The sequence below is a fragment of the Acinetobacter sp. CWB-G5 genome (assembly GCF_019209785.1).
Taxonomy (GTDB): domain Bacteria; phylum Pseudomonadota; class Gammaproteobacteria; order Pseudomonadales; family Moraxellaceae; genus Acinetobacter; species Acinetobacter johnsonii.
This window is the reverse complement of record NZ_JAHUTF010000003.1, coordinates 80082-105121: the sequence shown is the minus strand read 5'-3', so window position 1 is coordinate 105121 and position 25040 is coordinate 80082. Positions and strand designations below refer to the sequence as shown.

21 protein-coding genes are annotated in these 25040 nt (G+C 42.7%); 10 read left to right on the top strand and 11 right to left on the bottom strand.

The features are described 5' to 3' along the window. The first annotated feature begins 160 nt into the window (after positions 1-160). On the top strand, positions 161-538 hold the full coding sequence (crcB, locus tag KVY11_RS07360) for a fluoride efflux transporter CrcB (protein ID WP_218288556.1): 378 nt from the start codon (positions 161-163) through the stop codon (positions 536-538). Positions 539-653: 115 nt separating this feature from the next. On the opposite strand, the gene KVY11_RS07355 is transcribed toward crcB, so the two are convergent. Beyond that, entirely contained in the window at positions 654-908 is a 255-nt protein-coding gene (locus KVY11_RS07355) for a type B 50S ribosomal protein L31 (RefSeq protein WP_218288555.1), read from the bottom strand. 129 nt (positions 909-1037) lie between these two features. Beyond that, positions 1038-2336 carry an AarF/ABC1/UbiB kinase family protein gene (locus tag KVY11_RS07350; RefSeq protein WP_218288554.1) on the bottom strand — a complete coding sequence of 433 codons (1299 nt, stop codon included), beginning with the start codon at positions 2334-2336 and terminating at the stop codon, positions 1038-1040. A gap of 193 nt (positions 2337-2529) precedes the next feature. Here KVY11_RS07350 and KVY11_RS07345 point away from each other — a divergent pair, with 193 nt between their 5' ends. Continuing rightward, positions 2530-2739: a DUF1737 domain-containing protein gene (locus KVY11_RS07345; protein WP_004691402.1), complete on the top strand. Its 210-nt coding sequence runs from the start codon at positions 2530-2532 to the stop codon at positions 2737-2739. A 55-nt stretch (positions 2740-2794) separates the two neighbouring features. Here the strand turns inward: KVY11_RS07345 and KVY11_RS07340 are convergent, their stop codons facing one another. After that, positions 2795-4096, bottom strand: a complete 1302-nt coding sequence (locus tag KVY11_RS07340; RefSeq protein WP_218288682.1) for an MATE family efflux transporter — start codon at positions 4094-4096, stop codon at positions 2795-2797. A 101-nt stretch (positions 4097-4197) separates the two neighbouring features. Next, positions 4198-4659 (bottom strand): DMT family transporter, encoded by a 462-nt coding sequence (locus tag KVY11_RS07335; RefSeq protein WP_218288553.1) that lies wholly within the window; start codon positions 4657-4659, stop codon positions 4198-4200. A gap of 124 nt (positions 4660-4783) precedes the next feature. On the opposite strand from KVY11_RS07335, the gene hemW reads away from it, so the two are divergent. Beyond that, the gene (hemW, locus tag KVY11_RS07330; RefSeq protein ID WP_218288552.1) at positions 4784-5938 is read left to right on the top strand and encodes a radical SAM family heme chaperone HemW; all 1155 of its coding nucleotides are present in this window, start codon (positions 4784-4786) and stop codon (positions 5936-5938) included. Positions 5939-6251: 313 nt separating this feature from the next. After that, positions 6252-6758 carry a hypothetical protein gene (locus KVY11_RS07325; protein ID WP_218288551.1) on the top strand — a complete coding sequence of 169 codons (507 nt, stop codon included), beginning with the start codon at positions 6252-6254 and terminating at the stop codon, positions 6756-6758. Positions 6759-6916: 158 nt separating this feature from the next. Here KVY11_RS07325 and KVY11_RS07320 read toward each other — a convergent pair whose 3' ends face one another. Further along, positions 6917-7294, bottom strand: coding sequence for a hypothetical protein (locus KVY11_RS07320; protein WP_148825419.1), 378 nt, complete (start codon positions 7292-7294; stop codon positions 6917-6919). Between the two features lie 501 nt (positions 7295-7795). On the opposite strand from KVY11_RS07320, the gene hchA reads away from it, so the two are divergent. Continuing rightward, a complete protein-coding gene (gene hchA, locus KVY11_RS07315) occupies positions 7796-8665 on the top strand; it encodes a glyoxalase III HchA (protein ID WP_218288550.1) in 870 nt (289 codons plus the stop codon). 124 nt (positions 8666-8789) lie between these two features. On the opposite strand, the gene KVY11_RS07310 is transcribed toward hchA, so the two are convergent. Beyond that, positions 8790-9551, bottom strand: coding sequence for a substrate-binding domain-containing protein (locus KVY11_RS07310; protein WP_148825420.1), 762 nt, complete (start codon positions 9549-9551; stop codon positions 8790-8792). A 355-nt stretch (positions 9552-9906) separates the two neighbouring features. Then, positions 9907-11730: an acyl-CoA dehydrogenase C-terminal domain-containing protein gene (locus tag KVY11_RS07305; protein WP_218288549.1), complete on the bottom strand. Its 1824-nt coding sequence runs from the start codon at positions 11728-11730 to the stop codon at positions 9907-9909. Positions 11731-11961: 231 nt separating this feature from the next. Between KVY11_RS07305 and KVY11_RS07300 the strand changes: the two genes are divergently transcribed. Continuing rightward, positions 11962-14355 (top strand): hypothetical protein, encoded by a 2394-nt coding sequence (locus KVY11_RS07300; protein WP_218288548.1) that lies wholly within the window; start codon positions 11962-11964, stop codon positions 14353-14355. A 43-nt stretch (positions 14356-14398) separates the two neighbouring features. Here KVY11_RS07300 and aroE read toward each other — a convergent pair whose 3' ends face one another. The 3 genes from aroE to hemF all read right to left on the bottom strand — a co-directional run bounded on the left by aroE (position 14399) and on the right by hemF (position 16717). Next, entirely contained in the window at positions 14399-15187 is a 789-nt protein-coding gene (gene aroE / locus KVY11_RS07295; protein ID WP_218288547.1) for a shikimate dehydrogenase, read from the bottom strand. A 96-nt stretch (positions 15188-15283) separates the two neighbouring features. Continuing rightward, positions 15284-15490 carry a hypothetical protein gene (locus KVY11_RS07290; protein ID WP_010327619.1) on the bottom strand — a complete coding sequence of 69 codons (207 nt, stop codon included), beginning with the start codon at positions 15488-15490 and terminating at the stop codon, positions 15284-15286. A gap of 285 nt (positions 15491-15775) precedes the next feature. After that, complete coding sequence (hemF, locus tag KVY11_RS07285; protein ID WP_218288546.1) at positions 15776-16717, bottom strand: oxygen-dependent coproporphyrinogen oxidase; 942 nt, start codon at positions 16715-16717, stop codon at positions 15776-15778. Between the two features lie 267 nt (positions 16718-16984). Here hemF and hemN point away from each other — a divergent pair, with 267 nt between their 5' ends. Next, positions 16985-18349, top strand: coding sequence for an oxygen-independent coproporphyrinogen III oxidase (hemN, locus tag KVY11_RS07280; RefSeq protein WP_371315982.1), 1365 nt, complete (start codon positions 16985-16987; stop codon positions 18347-18349). A gap of 59 nt (positions 18350-18408) precedes the next feature. On the opposite strand, the gene ribA is transcribed toward hemN, so the two are convergent. Next, positions 18409-19011 (bottom strand): GTP cyclohydrolase II, encoded by a 603-nt coding sequence (ribA, locus tag KVY11_RS07275; RefSeq protein ID WP_058870370.1) that lies wholly within the window; start codon positions 19009-19011, stop codon positions 18409-18411. Positions 19012-19316: 305 nt separating this feature from the next. Between ribA and dxs the strand changes: the two genes are divergently transcribed. From dxs to KVY11_RS07260, 3 genes are all read left to right on the top strand, one after another. Continuing rightward, positions 19317-21218, top strand: a complete 1902-nt coding sequence (gene dxs / locus KVY11_RS07270) for a 1-deoxy-D-xylulose-5-phosphate synthase (RefSeq protein ID WP_218288544.1) — start codon at positions 19317-19319, stop codon at positions 21216-21218. A gap of 116 nt (positions 21219-21334) precedes the next feature. Further along, positions 21335-22165, top strand: coding sequence for an inositol monophosphatase family protein (locus tag KVY11_RS07265; protein ID WP_004691373.1), 831 nt, complete (start codon positions 21335-21337; stop codon positions 22163-22165). Positions 22166-22906: 741 nt separating this feature from the next. After that, positions 22907-24793, top strand: coding sequence for a DEAD/DEAH box helicase (locus KVY11_RS07260; RefSeq protein ID WP_218288543.1), 1887 nt, complete (start codon positions 22907-22909; stop codon positions 24791-24793). Positions 24794-25040 lie beyond the last annotated feature (247 nt).

Here is a 25040-nt window from a genome sequence, read left to right as displayed (position 1 = left end):
CTTTTGAGAGTGAGACAAGAAGAAATATAAGGATCAACAACCGATGTTGAAAAACCTTGAAGTGCGAGGATTGATTCAGGTTTAATAGCGTTATAGTTGATGAACTGTGGATAACTTTGGACTTATCCATACCGTATTTTGTAAAGAATAGGATAGGTCAATGAATTGGATCTTGGTGGCAATGGGGGGCGGAATAGGTGCCTGTTTACGCTACGGTGCAGGATTATGGTTGTTTAAACCGAGTATGAGTTTTCCATGGCCGACATGGTGGATCAATATCATCGGGTGTTTTGCTGCGGGTATTTTCTTTGCATTCAGCCAGAAGTTTCTAGTACTACAACAAGAAGCACGTTTATTTTTGATGGTCGGCATATTGGGCGGTTTCACGACATTTTCGAGTTTTGGCCTCGAAACTTTTCAGCTATTTAGACAGGGACAAACAGTGCTGGCTTTGAGTTATGCACTGTCGAGTTTAGTGGTGGGCGTCATCGTGCTTGGGATAGGATTTTATCTGTTAGATAGCGTGCTTAAACATTAAGAAAAACGCTGGTCAAAATTAGAAAAGAACGCATAAAAAAGAAGCCTAAGCTGGAGGAGGTCTTAGGCTTCTTGATATCTTTACTATAACGCGTATAGCTTAAAGAAAAATGAAATTATTGTGAGCGTTTGAAACGCGCGAAACGTTTATTGAAACTTGCAACACGACCTTCATTACTGGTTTGACGTTGTTCACCTGTATAAAACGGATGTGAAGCACTTGAAATATCCAAACTGACGTAAGGATAGGTCTGGCCTTCATGCTCACGAGTTTGATGACTTTGTAAGGTACTGCCGATCACGAAAAACGCGTCGGCATTGGTGTCGTGGAACAGAACTTCACGATACTCTGGATGAATATTGGCACGCATAGACTTCTCCTTAAATGTATTATTTTGAAATGTTATAATATAACAATTTAGAAGTCAAAATAAACCCAGTGACTTTATGTAACTGGGTTTATTGAGTTGTAGCGATTTTATCGTGCCCGCAGTCTTTATTTAGGCGGGAGGCGGGACCAACTCTTCAAATAGATCATTGAGGTTGTCGTGCACTTTGAGATGAATCAGGTTCCAATAATGTCCTGAGACTGTGCGATTGACCATTAGTGTATCGGGTGAGGGTTTAAATACATCCCAGTATTTTAGCGATGGCTTGACCAGTTCAATACCATCATGATGCGCTGAGTTCTCAGCAAAGTTATACAAAGTGGTCAGTGGACGCATGAGCACCTCTAACCATGCTTTATACAAGTCGGCAGGGAACTTGCCTTGCTCAGACATCGAGTGCAAAGCAGTCAGTTGCTGTTCCATGGCCAAGATATCACTGTCGCGCGCTGCTTGAATCAGCTGCTTAAAATGCATCACGATTTCAGTCGATAGGGTTTTTACACCGCCGTAGTCATACACGATCACGCTACCATCTTCTCGGAAAGCAAAGTTGCCCGGATGTGGGTCGCAGTGGAAGCGCTTTAAGAAGAAAATCTCACGGCCAATGGCACGAAATAAACGACGGCCCAGTTCATTGCGTGTGTCTTGTGACCATGTACTGGCAGTTTCAATGCTTTCGCCGTGCTCTAAGCTTAAGGTTAAAATATGGCGGCTTGAATAGTCTTTATAGACTTGAGGAATAATAATTTTAGGGTCTAAAGCTTGATGAAAGGTACGTGCGACCTCTAAGTTTTGGGCTTCTATTTGATAGTTTAGTTCGTTGTCTAAACTGTCCTGAATTTCTTTAAAGAGTTGATCTTGCAGCTTACGGTCAATTTTAAGTACACCCATCAAGCGTAGTGCTAAACGGACCTGTTTTAAGTCACTTTCACAGGCTTCTTCTACGCCCGGATATTGAACTTTAACTACAACTTGCTCACCACTCGGTAAAGTAGCTTTATGCACTTGGCCAATGGAGGCTGCGGCAAAGGGTTGTTCATCAAAGGCGGTAAAAATTTGATTGAGCGGCTTGCCCAGTTCTTTTTCCACTTGAGCTTTGATCTCTTGAAAAGGCATCGCAGGCGCTTGACGTTGTAATTTACTAATCGCACGTGCTACTTCAGGCGGAAAAATATCTTTGTATTGAGATGCAATTTGCCCGACTTTCATCACGGCACCTTTCATTTCACCTAAGGTGTCTGCAATTTGAAGTCCAATGTCCTGAAAAAGCTGACTGCGCGCCGCATTTTTTTTATCTTCATCGGCATTGAAGTTTTTAATTGAATTGGTCACAGTTTTGGTTGCGATACTTGCCGTCATGCTGGCAAGTTTCATAAAGCGACGACCGGGCGTACGAGTCGTATTTGCCATGCGATATTCCTCGGGGAATTTTCATTACATCTCAGATTTGATCATAGGCGACAAATGCAAAACTGCCTACTTTAAATTGTTAAGCTGATGTTTCTATTTAAATAATAGTGGTCAGTTGAGTGAATTGCACACAAGATGTCGCTGCATTTAAAAATCGCGTTACACTGTGCGAAAAATTTTGAGTATGAAATAAATGAAAGTTTATCGTTATTTTACAGGCAAGGACGATGTGCATTTTTGTGCGCGTGTCACCAAAGCACTCAATGAAGGTTATAGCCTGTATGGTTCACCCACCATGACCTTTAATGGCAGTGAGGTGATCGTGGGGCAGGTGGTGGTTAAAGACGTTGAGGATGAGAGTGAAGTGCCACAAGGTCTGAAAGACGCTTTGGCACAACAGTAGAACAACTGGAATAGGAGAAGAGTCTGGCTCCTTCCTATTCTATGCCATGCATGACTTATGGATAGTCCTGACTGAGGCGTTTATTGTTGTTATAAAGTCGGAGCAAGAGCAGGACACATGCCACGCTTAAACCGATAATCAGTCCAATCCAAACACCTGCTGCACCTATGTTGGTGTAGCGCGCCAAATAAATGCTGACAGGAAAGGCCACGATCCAATAGGCAACCATTGTGATCCACATCGGGCCTTTGGTGTCTTGCATGCCGCGTAAGCAGCCTGCGGCACTAATTTGCCAAGCATCCATCAGTTGGTAGGCGAGTGCAAATAATAGTAAATACATTGCAACTTCCGATACTTCATGATCAGAGGTATAAATCGCCACAATTTCAGGACGAAACAATGCAATCAGCAGCATGGTCATCAGCGCCAAAACCGTGCCTGTAGCCAGTCCAAGCTTTTGTACCTTGCGCATCGCGATCCAGTTTTTTTCACCATAGTAAGTCCCGACACGAATAGTCAAGGCGATGGCAAGGGACATCGGAATCATAAACAACTGAGAGGTGACCGACATTGCAATTTGATGCGCTGCCACAATGGTTTCACCCAATGGACTGAGAATAATCGCAGCGGTACTAAAAATACTGACTTCGAAGAAAATAGCTAAGCCAATGGGTAGGCCAAGTTTTAAAATACGCTCGATCCAATAGCGATCCATTTTCTCCCAAGTGCTAAACACTTGAGTTTTTTGATATGCCGAGGCTTTAAAAATATAAGTGGCCAAGGTGAAAAACATGATCCATTGTAAAATAGCAGTGGCAAATCCGCAGCCTGCCGAACCGAGTGCTGGAATCGGGCCGAAACCATACATAAAGACAAAGTTCAGTGGAACCAAAAGAACCAAGGCTGCTAAGCTAATCACAGTGACAGGGCGCGGATGACCAAGTGCCTCAGAATATCCACGCAGTGCCGCATACATAGTCACCGCAGGCATGCCAAAGCCAATGGCATGTAAAAATAGGCTGGCTTTAGGTAGTAAGTTTGCAGGTACACCCATGAGTGGCAGTAAGAGTGGCATGCTTTGTAAAATTAAACCCGCAATGCTCCCCAAAATAAAGGCGACCCACAGGGACTGACGAGCAATGGTGGCGATTTTTTCAGGGGTGCGTGCACCATTGGCTTCTGCCACCAACGGTGTTGTCGCAATCATGATGCCGCTGAACAGCAACATCACTGGTATCCATAAACCAACACCGACGGCAATCGAGGCTAAATCGGTAGGGGATAAATGCCCCGCCATAATGGTATCAATTAACCCGAGACCCGCTTGAGAAAACTGCGTGATCAGGATGGGTAGCATTAACACCAGTAACTTTTTTAATTCGAAACGATGGGACGTGATTTTATTTGTAGTCGACACAAAAATTACTCATATTCATCATGTGCTTGGTCTAAATAAATTCAGCGTTGTAAAGTGAGAAGCACACCAATAAAAATTACGACGCCACCAAGTAAACGCTGCCAATTGACAGGGGTTTTTTCGGTACCAAGTAGACCATAGTGGTCAAAAATCATCGAGGTCAGGATTTGTCCAAAAATAACCAAACCTGAAAACGTGAGAAAGCCTAATTTAGGCGCAGTATAGATGCTTATACTGATGGCATAAACCCCTAAGCAGCCACCGAGCCATAAGTACCAAGGAATATTGGAAAAATCATGTAACTGTGGTTTGTCGACGGGCTGGAGTATAACCAAAAGTGCTAAAACGCAGGTTCCAATGAAGAAGGATAACAATGCGGCTTGTAGTGGAGAGTAAAAATATTCTCTGAGCTGTGTATTCAGCGCCGTTTGAAAAGTCATAGCAATGCCAATACCAAAGGCCAGTGGTAGCATAAACAGCAAGTGGCTCGATATTTTCATCATTTTAAACCATTCATTCTTCTTGTCTTTTTATCAGTCTAATCCAAATAGACACAGATTTCATAAGTGTCTTGATGCAGTCATGTTAAAATATGCAAGATTACCGCTGTGCTTTAGAGTCTCTTCCTTGACTGATTTACATCCTGCAAATATTCCGTTGTCTTTATATATTCACATGCCGTGGTGTGTGCGTAAGTGTCCCTATTGCGACTTTAACTCGCATGCGGTGCCAGATGGCAAACTGTCTTTAGATTTAGAGCAAGAATATTTACATGCTTTGGCGGAAGACTTTAAAACTCAACTCGAGTTTGCTCAAGGGCGTCATATTCATAGTGTGTTTATTGGCGGCGGAACACCGTCATTAATTTCAGCACAAGGGTATCAATGGTTATTTGCCCAGCTGAAAGCACTGCTGCCTTTTGAGGCGGATTGTGAAATTACCTTAGAAGCCAATCCTGGAACAGTTGAACATGACCCTTTTGCCGATTATTTGGCAGCAGGTATCAATCGCTTGTCGATAGGGGTTCAAAGTTTTAATACTGAACATTTAACCAAGTTGGGACGAATTCACAGTAACGCCGATGCGATTTCTGCAATTGGCCTTGCGCGTGATGCAGGTTTTAAACGTATTAATGTCGACCTAATGCATGGTCTGCCTGAGCAGACTTTAGAGCAAGCTCTACTGGATTTGAAGCTTGCCGTGGACAATGGTGCAACCCATATTTCATGGTATCAACTCACGATTGAACCTAATACCGTGTTCTTTAGAACCAAGCCTGTCTTACCTGTGGACGATGTGCTTGAAGAGATTCAAGCCCAAGGTGAAGCTTATTTAAAAGCGCAGGGCTTTATTAATTATGAAGTTTCGGCATGGCGTAAAGAGCAGCCTTCCGCACATAATTTGAATTACTGGCAGTTTGGCGACTATTTAGCGATAGGGGCAGGTGCACATGCCAAAGTGACCCAGCCAGATGGGGTCTATCGGTTCCAGAAAACTCGTTTACCCAAAGATTATTTGGCTAAAGTCCCTGCGGAGCATGTGCAGTTTAAGCGGATTGAAGCCGACGAACTTCCATTTGAATTTATGATGAATGCTTTGCGTTTAAATGATGGGGTTGCAGCTGAATATTATGCGCAGCGTACAGGTTTGAATCTGGATAGTTTGGCTGAAACGTTAGACTCACTACGCAGTCGAAAATTAATGGTGGATGATGCCACGCATTTAGCATGTACCGAGCAAGGGCATGTATTTTTAAACTCAGTGTTGGAAGAATTTATCTGAATTTTATAAAGCCATGCTTGTGTGAGTTGCCATCATGGCTTTGAATTTGTCTCAAAAGCGGTACATGCGCTGTGGAATTTCTATAAAAATTCTAATTTTTGATATTTTTTTATAAGATATAGATTTATATAATAAAAATTGTTTTACTGTTATTGATTGTAAGACCTATAAATCAGCACGGCACAGTCTTCATTTCGTAGTCGGCTAAGATATGTGAGAAAAAATAGAAGACATGAAATTGGGGGAACGAATATCACGGCCTTCAGTAAGAATCTTCATTTAATTAAAAAACTGAGAATTTGGGTATTCAAGCATGGCAAGAGTTTATACAAAGATCGGCGATATTTTTTCTGTAGACTTAGAGCATGGCACGAAGAAATATTTTCAACTTATTGCTTATGATCAAACACAACTGAATAGTGATGTGATTAGGGCATTTAAAACTGAGTATCCATGTGGACCTCACCCTGACATATCGGATATTGTTCATGGTGAGGTCGAGTTTTATGCCCACTGTGTGACGAGATGGGGAGTAAAAATGGATCTGTGGACTAAAGTTGGCAAGAGTACGGAGCTTGGAGATATTTCTAAAATTCTATTTAGAGATTCAAGAGATTATGGTGCGAAAGTAGGAGAGGAAACAATAAAAATATCTCAAAACTGGTGTGTATGGCACATCAATGATGATCAATTTACTTATGTTGGAGAGTTAGAGGGGGAAAACCGTAAAGCCGAAATAGGGGTGGTTGTGAACCCTTTTGATATAGTGAAACGTATAAAAACAGGGTATTACGATTTCGTATATCCACAATTTGAATAGATATTTTCTTTTAAGTTCACTTAAGTTTTAGCTTAAATATTAAACAATAAAAATTACGATTCAATCCACCTTTTTACATAAAGACTCATTCAAAGCCCAATCTGTGATTAGTGTTTCATGCATCTATATCGTTTTGATTTAAAAAATGATTGAATGATTTAATCATCATAGATCAGATCATCTTCATGCACATTGATAAAGTCAGGTTGCGGATTTGTATCAAATTGAACCGCAGAAATGGACTCTTTGCCTAAAATCTTTGCTTTTCCCACTCTGTGCATACCATCCATTAATCGGCCTTGAGCACATAAAATGATGGGATAAGCTAAATCTGCCTCTTGAATGAGTTGCATATGCGCAATAATTTCATGAGTGGTTGGGTGAGTATCTGGATACCAATAAGCTTCGTCTAATTCCTTGATGTCTGATAGCGGAACTTGTCTGACTTTAAAAGATTGAGTGAGTTCGACCAAGTGATCGACATCCCAAATATAGGTATCATTTTCAACTTTTCTAAAATGATATTGCTTTCTCATCAGGATTAAACTCAGCTAAAAATACAAAAGAATTAAAACATAAAGTCTAAAAGAATACCTGCGCGTGAAATTAAGAGAGTTAATAATCATCAGGCTTTAAATGGTCAGCCATTTTTGATTCAGCCGATAATGAATAGGGTTGATTCATTTGTACGAATTAGCTTACATCAATTCCCGCTTTTTTCGCCTATACGTCTGCCTGTAAGTTTTCTAATATAGAACCATAGAGAGCAGGATGCTCCAATAGAATAACAATAAAGATCAGCTCAAGGACGAAGGTACGACAGGAGTCATACCTCAGCACTTAATACGAAAAACCCCGACAGGATGTCGGGGTTTTTTATTGTCTAAATTTTTATCTTGTCATATAGGCAGGCTTATATTTACATCTTAAAACAGAGCCACGTTGAAACTTTGTTATGCTGAATAAATGAGCTGTGGTACAGAACCCTAGGTTTCGTAAAACTGAAAATAACCAAGCAATAATAAAGGAGAATCAGCATGGCACAGACCAGCCAAGACCGTAATCCAAGCCCTGATTTAGCTGAAGATAATGCATTCTTTCCGTCGCCTTATTCACTTTCCCAATACACCGCCAGTAAAACCGACTTCGATGGAACCGACTATCCAACACCCTATATTGGGCATAAAAAAGTTTTGATGGTCGCAAGCGATGAGCGTTATCTACTGATGAAAAATGGCAAGTTCTTCTCCACAGGTAACCACCCAGTAGAAACTTTACTGCCTATGTATCATTTAGACCGCGCAGGCTTTGACATTGATATTGCCACGTTATCGGGCAATCCCGTTAAACTTGAAATGTGGGCAATGCCTCATGAAGATGCTGTCGTGCCTGCAACATTCCAAAAATACTTAGCCCAGTTTAAGAAACCTTTAAAACTGGCAGATGTACTGAAAAACAGTTTGGGTGATGACTCTCCTTATTTGGCCGTTCTTATTCCCGGTGGGCATGGTGCTTTAATTGGCTTACCTGACAGTGAAGACTTAAAAACTTTACTGAAGTGGGCGGTGGCAAAAGATAAATTTGTCATTTCGCTGTGCCATGGGCCAGCAGGTTTATTGGCAGCCGCGGTTAATGAAGCGCCTGAAAACTATATTTTTAAAGGCTATAAAATGTGTGTGTTCCCCGATGCACTCGATCAAGGTGCAAACCTAGACATTGGTTATATGCCGGGGGAATTACCATGGTTGCTGGCAGATCGCTTAGAAAAGTTGGGTGTTGACGTGGTCAATAAAGAGATGTCGGGACAGTGTATTCAAGACCGCAAGTTAATTACGGGGGATAGCCCGTTGGCCTCCAATACCTTGGGTAAAATGGCCGCACAGGCACTTTTAGCCGAAGTTCAGTAGTTATATATTCTTCAATCAAGAGCGCCGTAGCGCTCTTTTTTATGTCTAATTTGCTTATTAAAAGTTCGATTTTTTAAGCTTGGAAACTGATCTTTAATGTGGATCAAAGATTAAAATTAAGCACTCATTTGTTCCAACCAAACTGTTTAAAAATCGCATGGCCTTGTGGAGAACTTAAAAACGTAACAAAACTTTTTGCTTCAGGATTTTTTAGACTGTGCTGAGTCAGTGCAACACCTGCATCACGGTAAATCACCAGTTCAGGTTCGATCGGAATAATTTGCCCAATGTCTGGATTACTGACTCCCCAAATATTAAATACCAACCATGCATCATAACTGCTGTCTGTTTCCCATGCTTTTTTCGCTGCGCCTGTATTGGGCGCATACATGGCGATATTTTTACGGAAGGATTTTGTGAGCTGAATGTTGCCTGTTCTACCTGCAATATCTTCCCACATGCCCACTTGGCCTGCGCCATGTGTGACCAAAACTTTAGTGTTTGGTTTGCTTAGGTCTTTAAATCCTTGAATATGTTTTGGATTTCTTTTTCTGACTAAAATGGCAGCAGGGCGTAAGTAGAGTGGTTCAATCGAGTCCTTTACGATTTTGTCAGCAAATACGCTTTCGAAATCTGACATCATCGCTTCTGAACCGCTATAGATGATGTCGGCATCAAGTTTGGCTTTGTCGGCCCATTGTGAAGTAGGACCAGCGGTTACATGGACATCTATCCCTGTCTTATTTTTAAATTGTTTCGCTGCTTCATGCATCGCTGGTGCTGGCCCACCTGGACCATAAACATTGATTGCCGCAATAGTGTCCATTGATAAAAAGCCCAGCATGAGCGGAAAGATATAGTAGCTCAGCTTATATATTTTTAACATAGTTATTTCCTTTACTGATATTTGAATGCTGATCATATTTGTTTTTCTGATGTAATTGAATATTTATATTATTTTTTTTGTTAAATGGTTTTTAAAATATTAGCGCGATTTTCTTACTTAAATTTAAGTTGTAGAAAGACAGAGCCCTGACAAAATTTTTAACGAACTAACTCTAAAAAACTATCTGGAAGCGTAGAGAACCCTTTTTAACTGTAGGGGGCACTTTTTCCAAAGTCTAAGGATGAGGCCAGAAAATTGGAGCTACGGCTAAATTACAGGGGGAGTTGAATTTTAAGGTCGGACAGGAAATAAAAAGAGCGCCTGAGCGCTCTTTTTATCGGTCTAATACTGTTAATTAGTAATCAAAGCTAAAGTGTTCAGCAGCCAATGAGGTCATGGTTTTTGAAGGATTGACCATTGCTTCAGCATGACCTTGAGTGCGCGGTAACATGCGTTCAAAGTAGAAGTCAGCCAGCTTGATTTTTGCTTTGTAGAATTCAGGTGTTTCTTGACCTTCACCTGATGCCAATTTAGCAGAGGCTACAGCTGCTTGTTGAGCCCAGAAGTAAGCCATCATTACATAGCCCGAGAACATCAAGAAATCGACAGATGCAGATGACACGATGTCACGGTCTTTACGAGCGGCCAGCATGATACGAACAGTTAAAGCATTCCATTGCGCGCAAAGCTTAGTTAAGTCCCAAGCAAAACGGCGCATGTATTTGTTGCGAGCATGTTGGCCACAGAATTTCAGAATTTCAGCAGTGTAATCACGAATGACTTTACCTTTAGAGGTCAGAAGTACTTTACGACCAATCAAGTCCAGTGCTTGAACTCCTGTAGTGCCTTCATACAGTGTTGCAATACGTGCATCACGTGCAATTTGCTCCATGCCCCATTCTTTAATGTAGCCATGACCGCCATAGACTTGCATACCGTGGTTTGCAGCTTCCAAGCCCAATTCAGTTAAGAAGCCTTTTAAAATTGGGGTATAGAAACCTAAGTGATCATCATGTGCTTCAAATGCAGCAGTATCGCCACGTTCAAGCGCATCTGCCATTTTGTCGGCAATTTGCGCGGCATAATAAATCATTGAGCGGCCGCCTTCAGCAATCGCTTTTTGTGTGAGCAACATACGGCGAACGTCAGCGTGATGAATAATGGCATCCGCGACTTTTTCAGGGTCTTTCTTGCCAGAAAGTGCACGCATAGACATACGTTCTTTGGCATATGGAAGTGCACCTTGGAAAGAAAGCTCAGCATGTGCAATACCTTGAATTGCCGTACCGATACGTGCGGTGTTCATGAAGGTGAACATGGCATGTAAGCCTTTGTTTGGCTCACCAATCAAGTAACCGACAGCATTATCAAAGTTCAACACTGCGGTTGCAGAAGCACGAATCCCCATCTTATGTTCAATTGAACCACAGGTCACAGGGTTACGTTCACCAAGGCTACTGTCTGCATTGACCAAGAATTTAGGCACAATGAACAGTGAAATCCCTTTGGTGCCTGCAGGTGCATCTGGAAGACGAGCAAGTACGATGTGAATGATGTTCTCAGTTAAATCTTGTTCACCCGCAGAGATGAAGATTTTGGTGCCTGAGATGTTATAAGTGCCATTAGCATTCGGTTCGGCCTTGGTTTTGACTTGACCTAAGTCGGTACCACACTGTGGTTCAGTCAAACACATGGTACCTGACCATGTACCTGCTACCAAGTTCGGCATATATAGATTTTTTTGTTCGTCTGTACCAAACTGTAAAATGGTGTTCATACAGCCGATGCTTAAACCTGGGTACATTTGGAAAGACCAGTTTGCTGTGCCCATCATTTCCGATTTAATCAGATTTAAAGATTGAGGCAGGTTCTGACCGCCAAATTCTTCAGGGAAAGACAAACCTTGCCAGCCACCTTGGACAAACTGGTCATAAGCGTCTTTGAAGCCTTTTGGTGTTTTCACTTCACCATTGTCGAAGGTACAACCTTCTTCATCGCCCGATTGGTTTAAAGGAGATAAAATATTTTCACAAAAATCTGCTGCGCCTTCTAAGATCATATCTACCGTATCAGCGTCGGCAGCTTCACCATTCGATAGGGTTTGATAATGTGCAGGATAATCCAGCACTTCATTCATTAAGAAGCGAATATCATGTAAGGGAGCTTTATATGCAGGCATGTGTGTAATCCTAATTTAGAAATAGTATTGGATTATTTAAATCGATCATTTCATTATTCATACATTGTATCAAAATACATTGATAGATCCGACTTGAGAAAATGTCAGAAAGGCGAATTGGTAGATAAAATCATCAATCTAAAAAGACAGTTCTGTTACACTGACTCGATGGTCTTTTGATCATGTACTTTTTTAATAAACTATAATTAACTCAGGTTTTCAGCAAGTATTATGCGCTTAAAATATATAACACTTTGTTTATTGGGTTTGAGTATCAGTGGGTGTACTCAGCATGTCATTAAATCCAATGCCTCTTCAGATCAGCAGCTCGGGCAACAAGCCACTCAAGGCCTAAATGCCATGTTTGAAAATGCCAGCTATGATTTTAAAGGTCAGTTCTCTATTCAATCTGACTTTAATTTTAATGAGTCCAAGCCAAATTCTAAGTCGAATACTCAGTCAAATGGGACGAACTTAGATCCAGAGTTGAAAAAACAATTAGATCAACTATTAAAAAATCAAAAGATTTCTTTTACGGCCAAAGAAAAACAAGCCCTATATGATGCACTTGCGCGTGAACAAAATCCGTATGCATCGTTGTATGGCAGTGGTGAATCACGGTCTGCTAAGGTTCAAATCGCAGAATCTTTGGTAAATTTACTCAATGACTTACAGTTTAGTTATCAAGGCTCTGTGCATTTCCGTCAAAAATTGGCAGCATTGACTTTGCAGTTAAGTTATCAAAAACCAACCCTACAAGTGCAAGCACAGTTGCCGATGGTGGTTGATTTTAATGATTATAAATTCTACACCAACTACTTTGCCTTTATGCCGTTCATGGTGAATCGTGAAAGTCAGGATCGTTTTGCCTACATTGACTTTTCTAAGCATAAAGAAGCATTCGGTCATATTGATTTTAAAAAGTTTGCTGAATATTTGAAGCAGATGAATGCACTGCCATATGCTTTGGCAGAGCCAAATCAGGTGCATAGTGTTGATTTAAGCAAGTCAGAAAAAGAAGCAGGGCTAAGCAAGAAAATTCGCTATATGGGTGACTTAGAAACAGCACAAGTACAATTGGGCTTGTTTGAATACGTCAATAAACTGCACTATACCCAGCAGATACAAGCTTTTGATGCTGAGCGTCTGATTGAGGATGCTGCAAAAACGCCAAGCGCAGCGGAAGATGCAATGCAGGCAGCGAAAGAAGTAGAGAGTGCTGCAAGTAGCGCAAGTGAAGATCCAGCCTATGATTCACTCGAACGAGTCAGTCATTTGGTAAACCAAAAAATGCAGAACCTGAGTGGTTATGGGCAGAGCGATGAACAAGACATTGTTGTAGATGCAGCAGCAGATGTGGCTTATGCGCAGGCCGCGACAGAAGATGCTGATGAGACAGCAACTGAAGTGTCTGCTTCTGCAGCACCAAATACACTCTCTGAAGAAGCTTGCGATGCGCTCATCAACAGCAAGAACATTCCTATTGGTAAGGTGACGGCATGCCGTGATTATCAAGATATTGATGTACTTGCACCTAAAGTAACCAATGAATCTGTAGATGAAGAGACTTTTGGACAAGCAGCGACCAATGTTTTGGAAGAGCTGAAACCACTCTTTAGCGCGTATCAAACAGAGCAACTGGTAGATGCACAAAGCTTTAAACAACTTTGGCAAAAACATCAGGCTGAAATTACACCGATCATGGCACAGCTGGGTAGCGAGCGTTCACCGTTTGTGATGGATGTTGGACTCGACCAAAAAGGTCGTGCGCAAAACATGGATTACAACATTGTGATTAGCGATGAGCAAATTGGTAAGCTACAAATTAAGAGCACCAATCAGGTGTTTAATTATGGCAGTGCGACAGCCATTGACCGTCAAGCTTTAAGAAATGCCAAATCGATTGAGGAAGTGTCTAAAGGTTCATTACTGGAAAATGTAGTGAAAGGCATGCTGGGTCCGTTAGGTGCAGACTCATCAAGTGCAGAGAGCGCATCATCAAGCACAACAGAATTACCTAAGGCTATTTCAGATTATTACCAGCAGGCAGCGCAGCAAAGCTATGCACGTCAGCATTCTGAAGTTAAAGCGTATCAAGCGGTATTTGCTTTGATGTTTGCCGCACAACGTCCAGAGTATATTCGTTACTATAGCTCAGCGACCATCAATGAAATTTCAGAAGTGTATGCCTACGAGTTCATGGATGTTGCAGAGCCGAAGGGTGCAGCACTTAAACGTCTGAATCAGTTACGTCAAAAACATGCTTTACAACACCAACAGGACTTTGATGAGTTGGGTGAAAGTATCGCCAATATCGTTAATGATGCACTGGAAGATGTACAAGAAAATCAGCAATGGAAGGATTTGGCGAAGAAATACAAAACCAAGCAAGCGGTTTTTGCTCAGGTCTATCAAGACAAATTCACCGATACCTATGAGATTGACCAAGAGCAAACTGCATATTTGACTCAGTCTGCACAAGTCTTTGCTAAAGCATTTGCAGATGACTTAAAAGGTCAATTGACAGAAAAATCGTTGCAAGGTTTGAAGCTTGAACATGACGACTTCTTTAGCGATTCGACCTATTACGAGACCTATAAAGCCGTACAGAAACACATGAACTAATCTGAAAAAAAGTACCTCTGCGGAGGTTCTTTTTTATTTGTGCTTATAAAAAATCTTTCAGGTTGGGTTTGACGCTATTCCAAATTGAAAAAGATTCAATCGCCTGACCAACCAGCATGCCGTAGCCTTCTGAGGTAGGTACGCCGCGAGCTTTGGCTTGATCTAAAAAGGTTGAGGGTTTGCCATAGGCCATTTCATAGGCATGTTGAAACTGGAGTGTTTCTGGCAGAACGAGGGCATCACCGCTTAGGCTGGCAGAGGTTGCGTTAATCACCAAGTCAAACTGACCTTCGAGCGCATCTAAGCCGATGGCTTGCAATTCGGCTTGCGGTACAGCTGTTTTTAAGTCAGCAACCAGTTGCTCAGCACGGGCAAGGGTACGATTGGCAATCACAATTTTTTTCACCCCTGCTTGGACCAGTGGATAAATGACGCCACGAGTTGCACCACCTGCACCGATGATCAGTGCATCTGTCTGGTCTAAGTTCCAGTCCAACGCACGAATGGCATCGACTAAGCCTTGTCCATCGGTGTTGTCACCATGTAATTGACCATCAACCATCCACAGCGTATTGACTGCTTTTGCGATTTTAGCGCGTTCAGTGAGGACTGCGCAGGCTGCAAAGGCTTGTTCTTTAAACGGGACCGTGACGTTTAGACCCATGCCACCTTGTGAGAAAAATTCTTGGATGTTGGCGAGGAAGCCATCCAGTGGTGCAAGACGTTTACTGTAGTTGAGGTCGAGCCCCATTTTTTGTGCAAACGCATGGTGAAGTTCAGGTGAGCGAGACTGCTCAATTGGGTTGCCAATGACAGCGAATTGTTTGCTCATCGCACCAAGTCCATGTGAGAAATGCCTTCAATATACGGCAAATTACATGCAGGCTAAAGCGTTCAATGGTGTTTATAAATAGAAAAAATAGTTAAATTATGGATTACAGATGCTGTGAATCGCATCAAACAATAATTTTGCTGCAGTCAGGGTTAAGCCGATACCTGCAAATACGGTGATGCTGATGGATGCATTGTCATTAAACGCACTTTCAGAAAAAATTGTGGTACTGATCGAGCTTAGCAACACAATAGCAAAGCAGAAAAGAACCATGGTGGTCGAGCTAACTCTTTTTGCGAACATGTTTGGGGCCTCATAGAACACAAAGGAGGATACTAAATATTGATGTCATTAAAATGAAATATTGCAAATGACTTGATTTAGCTTACGACTTCAATGAACTCAAAAGAACCCAATTACTGTGTTAAACCTGTGACAATGCTTTAATAAATGCAAAGAAATGACGCTTTGTGTAGTAGCTATTCTACGGGGAATTGATCGGGAAATATATAAAATTTAATGGATAAGCTGCCCTAATCCTAGTGAAAAGGGCATGTGTGGGGAATTTAGAATTGTAAGTCTGTGTGTCTATTTTAGTAGGTTGAGCCAATCTTGCGGTTTGAGGTAAAAGGCGGTCAGTTTTTTCTCAGCGGAATCGGCCTCCCATTCAGGTCGATATGACCAACCAGCCAAATTCGGCAAGCTCACTAAAATCGATTCAATCCGGCCACCTGTTTGTAAACCAAAGAGCGTACCGCGGTCATAAACCAAGTTATATTCGACATAACGACCACGACGATAGATTTGAAAGTCGCGTTGCGCCTCGCTAAATGGCTTGTCTTGGTTACGCTGGAAGATCGGAAGAATAGCTTCTAGGTAGCCATTGCCCACGGCTTGGATATATTGGAAACAGGTTTCAAAGTCCCATTGATTGAGATCATCAAAGAACAATCCACCGACACCACGTTGTTCGTCACGGTGTTTCAAATAGAAGTAGTCATCACACCATTGTTTATGTTCGGCATAGACTTCAGCGCCAAAGGGCGCACATAAGTCATGTGCTGTCTGATGCCATGACAGCACATCTTCATCGTTGGGATAAAATGGAGTGAGATCGAAGCCTCCCCCAAACCACCAAATTGGATCTTGACCTTCTTTTTCAGCCACGAATAAGCGCACATTGGCATGTGAAGTTGGGACATTTGGATTTTTCGGATGGATCACCAAGGACACACCCATGGCTTGCGCTTTGGCACCTGCAATTTGCGGATGGCGTTCAGTCGCTGAAGCGGGGAGTTTAGAAATGTTGATGTGTGAGAACATCACTCCACCTTTTTCAATCACCGTACCATTTTGCAGTACGCGTGAACGACCCCCACCACCTTCAGGACGCTCCCAATCATCTATTTCAAACTGCGCAGTCCCGCCACCAGCACACTCTTGTTGTTCAAGTGCGGCACAAATACGAGCCTGTAAGTCGAGGAGAAATTCGCGAACGCGTTGGATATCCGCAGACGTTGGATGCTGCATGAAAAGCCTCATGGGAAAAGATGAAAACTGCCTACATCAAAACATAAAACAGCAAAAAGATTAAGAATATTTTCCGAAGAGTCCTACCGCAACATTCGCTGTTGTGAAGCAAGTTAAAAATGAAATGCTGCTATGTGCAAAATAACCTGACCAATTTGCTAGGTTGAATTCTAATTCTAAGCTCAGCAGAATAACCACAGTACAGACCCGAGTTTAGCGATGCAGAATAGGCTGCATCTTCTGAATGCGGAATAGCTGATGGTAAATATGAGCGATTCATTGATTCAAAAATACAATGTTCCTGGTCCACGTTATACCAGTTACCCAACGGTGCCGTATTGGGAAGAGGCGCAGTTTTCCTTAGATCAATGGAAACAGACGCTGAAAACATCGTTTGCTGAATCGAATTCGACTGAAGGCATAAGTCTGTATATTCATCTGCCTTTTTGCGAAAGTCTCTGTACTTTTTGTGGCTGCCACAAACGGGTGACCAAAAAACATGAGATAGAGCAGCCTTATATTCAGGCGGTTTTAAAAGAGTGGTCTCTTTATTGTGACTTGCTTGAAGAAAAGCCGCGCATTAAAGAAATTCATTTGGGTGGCGGAACGCCCACTTTCTTTTCTCCAGCGCATTTGACTCAGTTGATTGAAGGTATCCTCGCGCAAGCAGAGATTGCCGAGCAGTATGAGTTTAGCTTTGAAGGGCATCCGAACAACACCACACGGGAGCATTTGCAAGCCTTGTATGACTTGGGCTTTCGCCGTGTTAGTTATGGGGTACAGGATTATAATGAAACCGTACAAAAAGCCATTCATCGGATACAGCCTTTTGAACATGTCGAGCAAGTGACACAGTGGGCACGTGAAATAGGCTATAGCTCAATTTCACATGATTTGGTCTTTGGTTTGCCTTTTCAAAACTTGGATGATGTACTCAACACTATTGATCAAACCAATCGTTTACGCCCAGACCGTTTGGCTTTTTATAGTTATGCGCATGTGCCTTGGATCAAAGGCAACGGGCAACGTGGGTTTAAAGACCATGATGTGCCGAAAGATGAAATAAAACGCCAGTGTTATGAAGAAGGGAAAAAGAAGCTGCTTGCGCAGGGGTATCATGAAATTGGTATGGATCATTTTGCTTTAGAAAGTGATGCAATGTACCAATCATTTCAGGCAGGCACTCTGCATCGCAATTTTATGGGCTACACCGCATCGAAAACCCAAGTGATGATTGGTTTAGGTATTTCATCCATCAGCGACAGTTGGTATAGCTTTGCGCAAAATGAAAAAAAACTCGAAGATTATTATGTGCGACTGGAAAACAATGAAATTCCCGTCTATCGCGGGCATATTTTAAGTGCCGAAGATTTGATGATTCGTCGTCACATTTTAAATTTGATGTGTAGCTTTCAAACGTCGTGGGCAGATCCAAGTATGCAGTTTCCTGAATTGGCTGAGGTCTTGGGACAACTGGAAGAAATGCGGGACGATGGTTTATTAGTGATTAAGCCACAGAGCTTACGAGTAACTGAGCAGGGCAAAGCTTTTGTACGCAACATTTGTATGGCGTTCGATTTGCATTTAAAACGCCGTCGACCTGAGAGTCGTATTTTCTCCATGACCATCTAATTTGATTGAAGTGCTCTAAACCGGCTTTTTCAAGTAGGCTTAGAGCAAATGATTAAATTTTAAAAATCATCTTTCTTGTACAAGTGTGCCATGCGTTCATGTTTGGTTTTTAAATATTCTTCATTGAAAGGATTTAAACCGACCGTCAATGGTACACGATCCACCACATTGATCCCTTGCTCTTGCAGTGCTGCAATCTTTAACGGATTGTTAGTAATCAAACGGACTTGTTGAATATTTAAATGATCTAACATAATGCTGACCATGTCATAACGACGTGCATCGGCAGGGAGGTTGAGCATTAGGTTGGCATCGACTGTGTCATGCCCTTGATCTTGTAGCGCATAAGCACGAATTTTATTGGTCAGCCCAATGCCACGACCTTCTTGGCGCAAATACAGAATCACGCCTTGCCCAGCTTCATTGATCAGTTTTTGTGTGGCTTGCAATTGTGGACCACAGTCACACTTCAGTGACGCAAAGGCATCGCCCGTGAGACATTCAGAATGAACACGGACTAAAACGGGTTCTGTGATCGGCTGATCCAAACCTTTTGAGAGTGCAACATGTTCTTCACCGGTCTTAGGATCTTGAAATACGGTGATGTTAAATTCACCAAAAGCAGTCGGTAAACGGGATGTAGCAACAAATTCAATAGGCACAGCTAAACCTGTAAATAGTTCAGAAATTGGCTAAAGTATAGCGTAATGCATCGACATTGGTAGAATTGCATCCACGAATTTATGCAGAAGATTTTCTTTTTTGTATAAAGCGAACGATAATAGTTGATAAATAGTAAGATTATTCAGGATAATCACCTGCACTAAACGAACACCCAGTGAGAGCACTGCTCAAAACTGCATCGCTAGAAATATGGCTGATTGAAGGTGATAGCATTCGACGATATGATCGAATTACCCATTTGACCTAGCTAGATTTGCCAGGCTTTAGAAGGCTTTGCCATATTATGTTGTATACAGAAATACCAGCTCATCGCCCTGTAACACCGTTGTTGGATACGATTGATCATCCTCAACAACTTCGCTCGCTTGAGCAAAGTCAATTAGCACAAGTGGCAGACGAGCTACGTCAATTTATTCTGTATGCCGCAGGACAAAGTGGGGGACACTTTGGTGCAAACCTCGGTGTAGTCGAGCTCACCGTGGCATTACATTATTGCTTTAACACGCCGAATGACCGCTTAATTTGGGATGTCGGTCATCAAGCCTATCCGCATAAAGCTTTGACTGGGCGTCGTGAACAGCTCACCACGATTCGTGCCAAAGATGGTTTGGCTGCCTTTCCTGCGCGTGATGAATCGGTGTTTGATACCTTTGGAGTCGGACATTCTTCGACTGCGATTTCAGCAGGCCTAGGTATGGCGCTGGCGCGTCGTTATCAAAACAATCCATGTGAAGTGGTCGCGATCATTGGTGATGGGGCGATGACAGCGGGTATGGCCTTTGAAGCCATGAACGATGCAGTTGCGCATGATGCGGACTTGATGGTGGTGTTGAATGACAATGATATGTCGATTTCATGTAGTACTGGTGGTTTTGCAAAACATCTGGCTTCGATTTGGGAAAGTGGGCAGTCCATTAATATTTCAGATGATGGCGAAGCTTATGTACAGCCACATCCTGAATGGACTTATAACTCACGTTTACATAGCGCAGCGACAGATGCGGCTGACAACGTATTTAAAGCGATTGGTTTTGATTACTTTGGGCCTTTCGATGGGCACGATGTCGAACAACTGACACAAGTCTTTACCGCATTGAAAAAACGTAAAGGTCCACGTTTGATCCATGTCTATACCAAAAAAGGCAAAGGCTTCGCCCCTGCTGAAGCTGACCAAATCAAATATCACGCGATTGCAAAAATAAATGCCAAGTCTGCGCCACAAACAGCGCCCAAATATTCAGATGTCTTTGGTCAATGGTTATGTGATGAAGCGGCACAAGATGAGCGTTTACTGGCGATTACCCCTGCCATGTGCGAAGGCTCAGGGATGGTGGGTTTTGCCAAACAGTATCCACAGCGCTTTTTTGATGTCGCGATTGCAGAACAGCATGCTGTAACTTTGGCGGCGGGTATGGCATGTGAAGGCTTAAAACCTGTGGTGGCCATTTACTCGACTTTCTTGCAACGCGGTTATGATCAATTGATTCATGATGTGGCCCTGCAAAATCTGGATGTTACCTTTGGTATCGACCGTGCAGGTTTAGTGGGTGAAGATGGGCCGACTCATGCTGGGGCCTATGACTATGCCTTTATGCGCACCGTACCGAATTTGGTGATTATGGCGCCTAAAGACGAAAATGAATGTCGTCAAATGTTGCATACGGCTTATTTATACAATGGTCCTGCCGCAGTGCGTTACCCGCGTGGCAATGGTTTGGGTGTTGAAATTCAACAACAGATGACCCCGATGGAAATTGGTCAGGCTGAAGTTGTAGCGAGCTTTAATGATGCCCAAGATGACGTTATTAGCATTCTCGCTTTTGGTAGTCGTGTTCAGGCCGCAGTAGAGGCAGCACAGAAATTAGCTGAACAAGATTTAGCGGTTCGTGTGGTGAATATGCGCTTTGTTAAACCGCTTGATGAAAAGGTGATAGCGACTTTAGCGCCATCAACGGCTTTATTTGTTACGGTTGAAGAACATGCGGTGATGGCGGGTGCGGGCAGCGCAGTCAATGAATATTTGGCACAGGCCCAAATCGTTAAACCAATGTTAAATCTTGGTTTAGCGGATACCTTCATGCATCAAGCCACGCATGCGCAAATGTTGCATCAGGCGGGACTAGATGCAGAAGGCATTGAAAGCTCGGTGCGCCAAGCATGGTCAAAACTTGTACATATGGTTTAAGCACCGTTTTTAAATTTTAGAAACATTTTTTCCCTAAAAGCCCCGATCTTTGATAAGATGCGCGGGCTTTTATGCATTATTCTTTATCAATATCTTCAAATTGTAGTGGGTGTTCAATGGAACCTATGGTGGTGATGGCTGCGCGTGCGGCTCAATTAGTCGGTCAAGAGCTTTTAAAAGCGCATCAAAATCGTCATAAGCTCGATCTACAAGTCGAAGAAAAAGGAATTGATGGTCCTGTAACGCGTGTAGACCGTTATTTGGAACAATTGGCTATCGATACCCTACGTAAAAGCTATAAAAATCACAGCTTCCTTGGTGAAGAGTTTGGTTTTCAAGAAGGTAAAGGTCACGACGCAGATTGGTGTTGGATCATCGACCCACTTGATGGCACGCTAAACTTCATTAACGGTGTTCCTCACTTCTGTATCTCTATTGCAGTTCAACATAAAGGCATTACTCAACACGGCGTGATTTATGACCCTGTGAAAGATGAGTTGTTCTCTGCAAGTCGTGGTCGTGGTGCCATGATGAACCAACGCCGTATTCGCGTAAACGTGAAAGACAGTCTTGAAAATACATTCATGTCTGTGGGTCATGCTTACCGTGCAAAACGTAATGGTGAAGTGATTTCTTATGCAAAAAATCATTTTGATTCATTGTTAAATGTGACTGAAGCTGGCGCGCAATATCGTCGCACAGGTTCAGCAGCATTAGATTTGGCGTATGTTGCAGCAGGTCGTTTTGATGCGTATTTCGAACTCGGTTTAAAGCCTTGGGATATCGCAGCTGGTGAGTTAATCGTGAAAGAAGCGGGCGGTACAGTGGTGGATGCACGTGGTGGTAGCGAATCTATGGAAAATGGCCAAGTACTGGCATGTTCTATGAAAATGTTGAAACCTCTGATGAAAGCAGTTGTCCCTGCTTGGGGTGAAGCGGCTAAGTAATAGCATGCAGATTGTGTTTTAAGACATTGGAAAAGCCCTCAGAAGAGGGCTTTTCTTTGATATGGATGAAAAAATAAAGGCCTTTGTGGGGATTTACTTTATGGCTTTAACCACTATTAGATGACAAATCATGGGCAGTATCAGATTCTGATCAGCGTTTAATCAAGATTACGCTATAAATAAAGCAGCTTAGAATCAACCAACAGCACCTATTAAGTTTGCTCTTTAAGGCAGCATTACAGACCTGTGTTACCTTGCTGCATCGTGATAGTACTAGAATAAGCGTTCGCGCAATGAATTGCAGCTCATACGAGTCAAGTTGAGGAAAGAGCAAAGAATGCTATTCAACATTTTTCTAGATGGTCAAAAAAATTAAAGTGAAAACCTGTATTTATTCAATCTTTGAGGAAAATATTGTATCAATTTCACGAAAAGAGGTGACTTTTAAAAATATCCTGCTATACTCCGCCCACGCACTAAATTTCGTTCATTACCTGAACATTCTCTTCTATCATTGTGTATGCGCGTCCGGTCCAAAGAGAGGACATTATTTCGCGCCCCACCCAATCGCTTAAGCGATTCCTTCAGGTTGCGGCTGTAATCAAATGTGCGTTATACGCATCGTCGTTCTCGGATCGCCGCTGATTCTATATTTTCAGCGATTATTGCTGTGCCGCTTTTTGCCGATGTCCATCAGACCATATATTTAATGGAGCACCCATTTTTCGGGTGAAATACTCTATGAGCAAAACTTTTGCTGATTTTCCTTTACATGAATCGTTACAACAAGCTTTACAAAGCTTAGGTTTTACTTCTCCTACGCCTGTACAGGAACAATCGATTCCTGCAGCTTTGGAAGGTAAAGACCTTTTAGTATCTAGCCAAACGGGTTCAGGTAAAACTGCAGCGTTCTTACTTCCAACGTTAAACGCACTTGCAGCCCAAGAGACTTTCGTTCCGTTCAAAGAACGTATGAAAGCAATTACACAACCGAATATCTTGGTTCTTTGCCCAACTCGTGAGTTGGCGCAGCAAGTAAGCCAAGACGCGATTGGGTTTGTCCGTCACATGAAAGGTGCGCGTATTGCAGCGATCATGGGTGGTATGCCGTTTGGTAAGCAAATCCAACAGTTAAAAGGTGCGCAAGTTGTTGTTGCAACACCAGGTCGTTTACTTGACCTTGTAAACCGTCGTCAAATTAAATTAGACCAAGTTGATGCGCTTATTGTTGACGAGGCAGACCGTATGCTTGACCTAGGTTTCTCTGAAGACTTAGAAGCAATTAGCGATCTTGCTGCAAACCGTAAACAGACTTTAATGTTCTCTGCAACATTTGCTGGTCGTATCATTACACTTGCTGAACGCATGATGAATGATCCACAACGTATTGCAATCGAAACTGGTCACTCTACGAATACTGACATCACTCAGACTTTACACTGGACTGATGGCTTTGAGCACAAGAAAAAATTACTAACGCATTGGTTAAGTGCTGAAGACTTAGATCAAGCTGTTGTATTTGCTTCTACTCAAGAAGACACCGATATGTTGGCTGAAGAACTTGCTGAAGCAGGTTTATCAGTTGTAGCACTTCATGGTGCTATGCCACAAACTGTGCGTAACCGTCGTTTACGTAGCATCCGTGAAGGTCGTGCAAAAATTTTAGTTGCAACCGACGTTGCTGCACGTGGTCTTGACGTACCAACCATTTCACACGTAATCAACTTCGGTCTTCCAATGAAGAACGAAGACTATGTACACCGTATTGGTCGTACAGGTCGTGCGGGTCGTACTGGTAAAGCAATCACTTTAGCAACTTACCGTGAACGCGGTAAAATCCGTGCTTTAGAAGATTTCTTAGATGCGCGTTTGAATGTATCTGAAATTGAAGGCCTTGAGCCATCTCCACCTCCTGCACGCGGTAGTCGTGATGGCGGCGGTCGTGGTCGTGGTCGTGATGGCGGCGGTCGTGGTCGCGGTGGTTTCGGTGGTCGCGATGGCGGCGGTCGTGCTCGTTTCGAAGGTGAGTCTAACTTTAAACGTCGTGAAGGTGGTGATGACCGTCCACGTCGTAGCTACGATGACAAACCTCGTGGTGATCGTCCATCATTTGGTGGTGAAGATCGTCCACGTCGTGAAGGCGGTTTCGGTGATCGTCCACAACGTTCTTTTGATGACCGTCCAAAACGTGATTTTGGTGATCGTCCAGCGCCACGTCGTGAAGGTGGTTTCGGTGATCGTCCGCAACGTTCTTTTGATGATCGTCCAAAGCGTGAATTCAACTCTGATCGTCCACGTCGCGAAGGCGGTTTCAACGATAAGCCACGTTTTGACTCGAATGATGACAACCGCGGTAACCGTGTAGATTACAAACCACGTCGTGAAGGTTCTTTTGGTGACCGTCCAAAACGTGATTTTGGTGATCGTCCAGCGCCACGTCGTGAAGGTGGTTTTGGCGACCGTCCACAACGTTCTTTTGGTGAAGACCGTCCTAAACGTACTTTCGGTGGTGAAGACCGTCCTAAGCGTACTTTTGGTGGTGAAGACCGTCCGAAGCGTGAATTTAATTCAGATCGTCCACGTACTGAAGGTGGTTTTGACCGCCCACGTCGTAAGTTTAACGACTAAGTCTGAATGAATAAAAAAACCAGTGGAAACACTGGTTTTTTTTTGTCTACGGCTGTAAAAAAATAAATTAAAATGTATACTGAGTCATATTTTAATTGTATTGATAATAATGATGCACAATAATGAGGTTGAATCAATCGCCACACTCTCTGACATGAAAGAGGTCAATATGGCACATTATCTCGGACTCTTTTTGCTGATTTGCAACATTCTTTTCTTTGTCTATAGTCGTTATGGATGAAGCAAT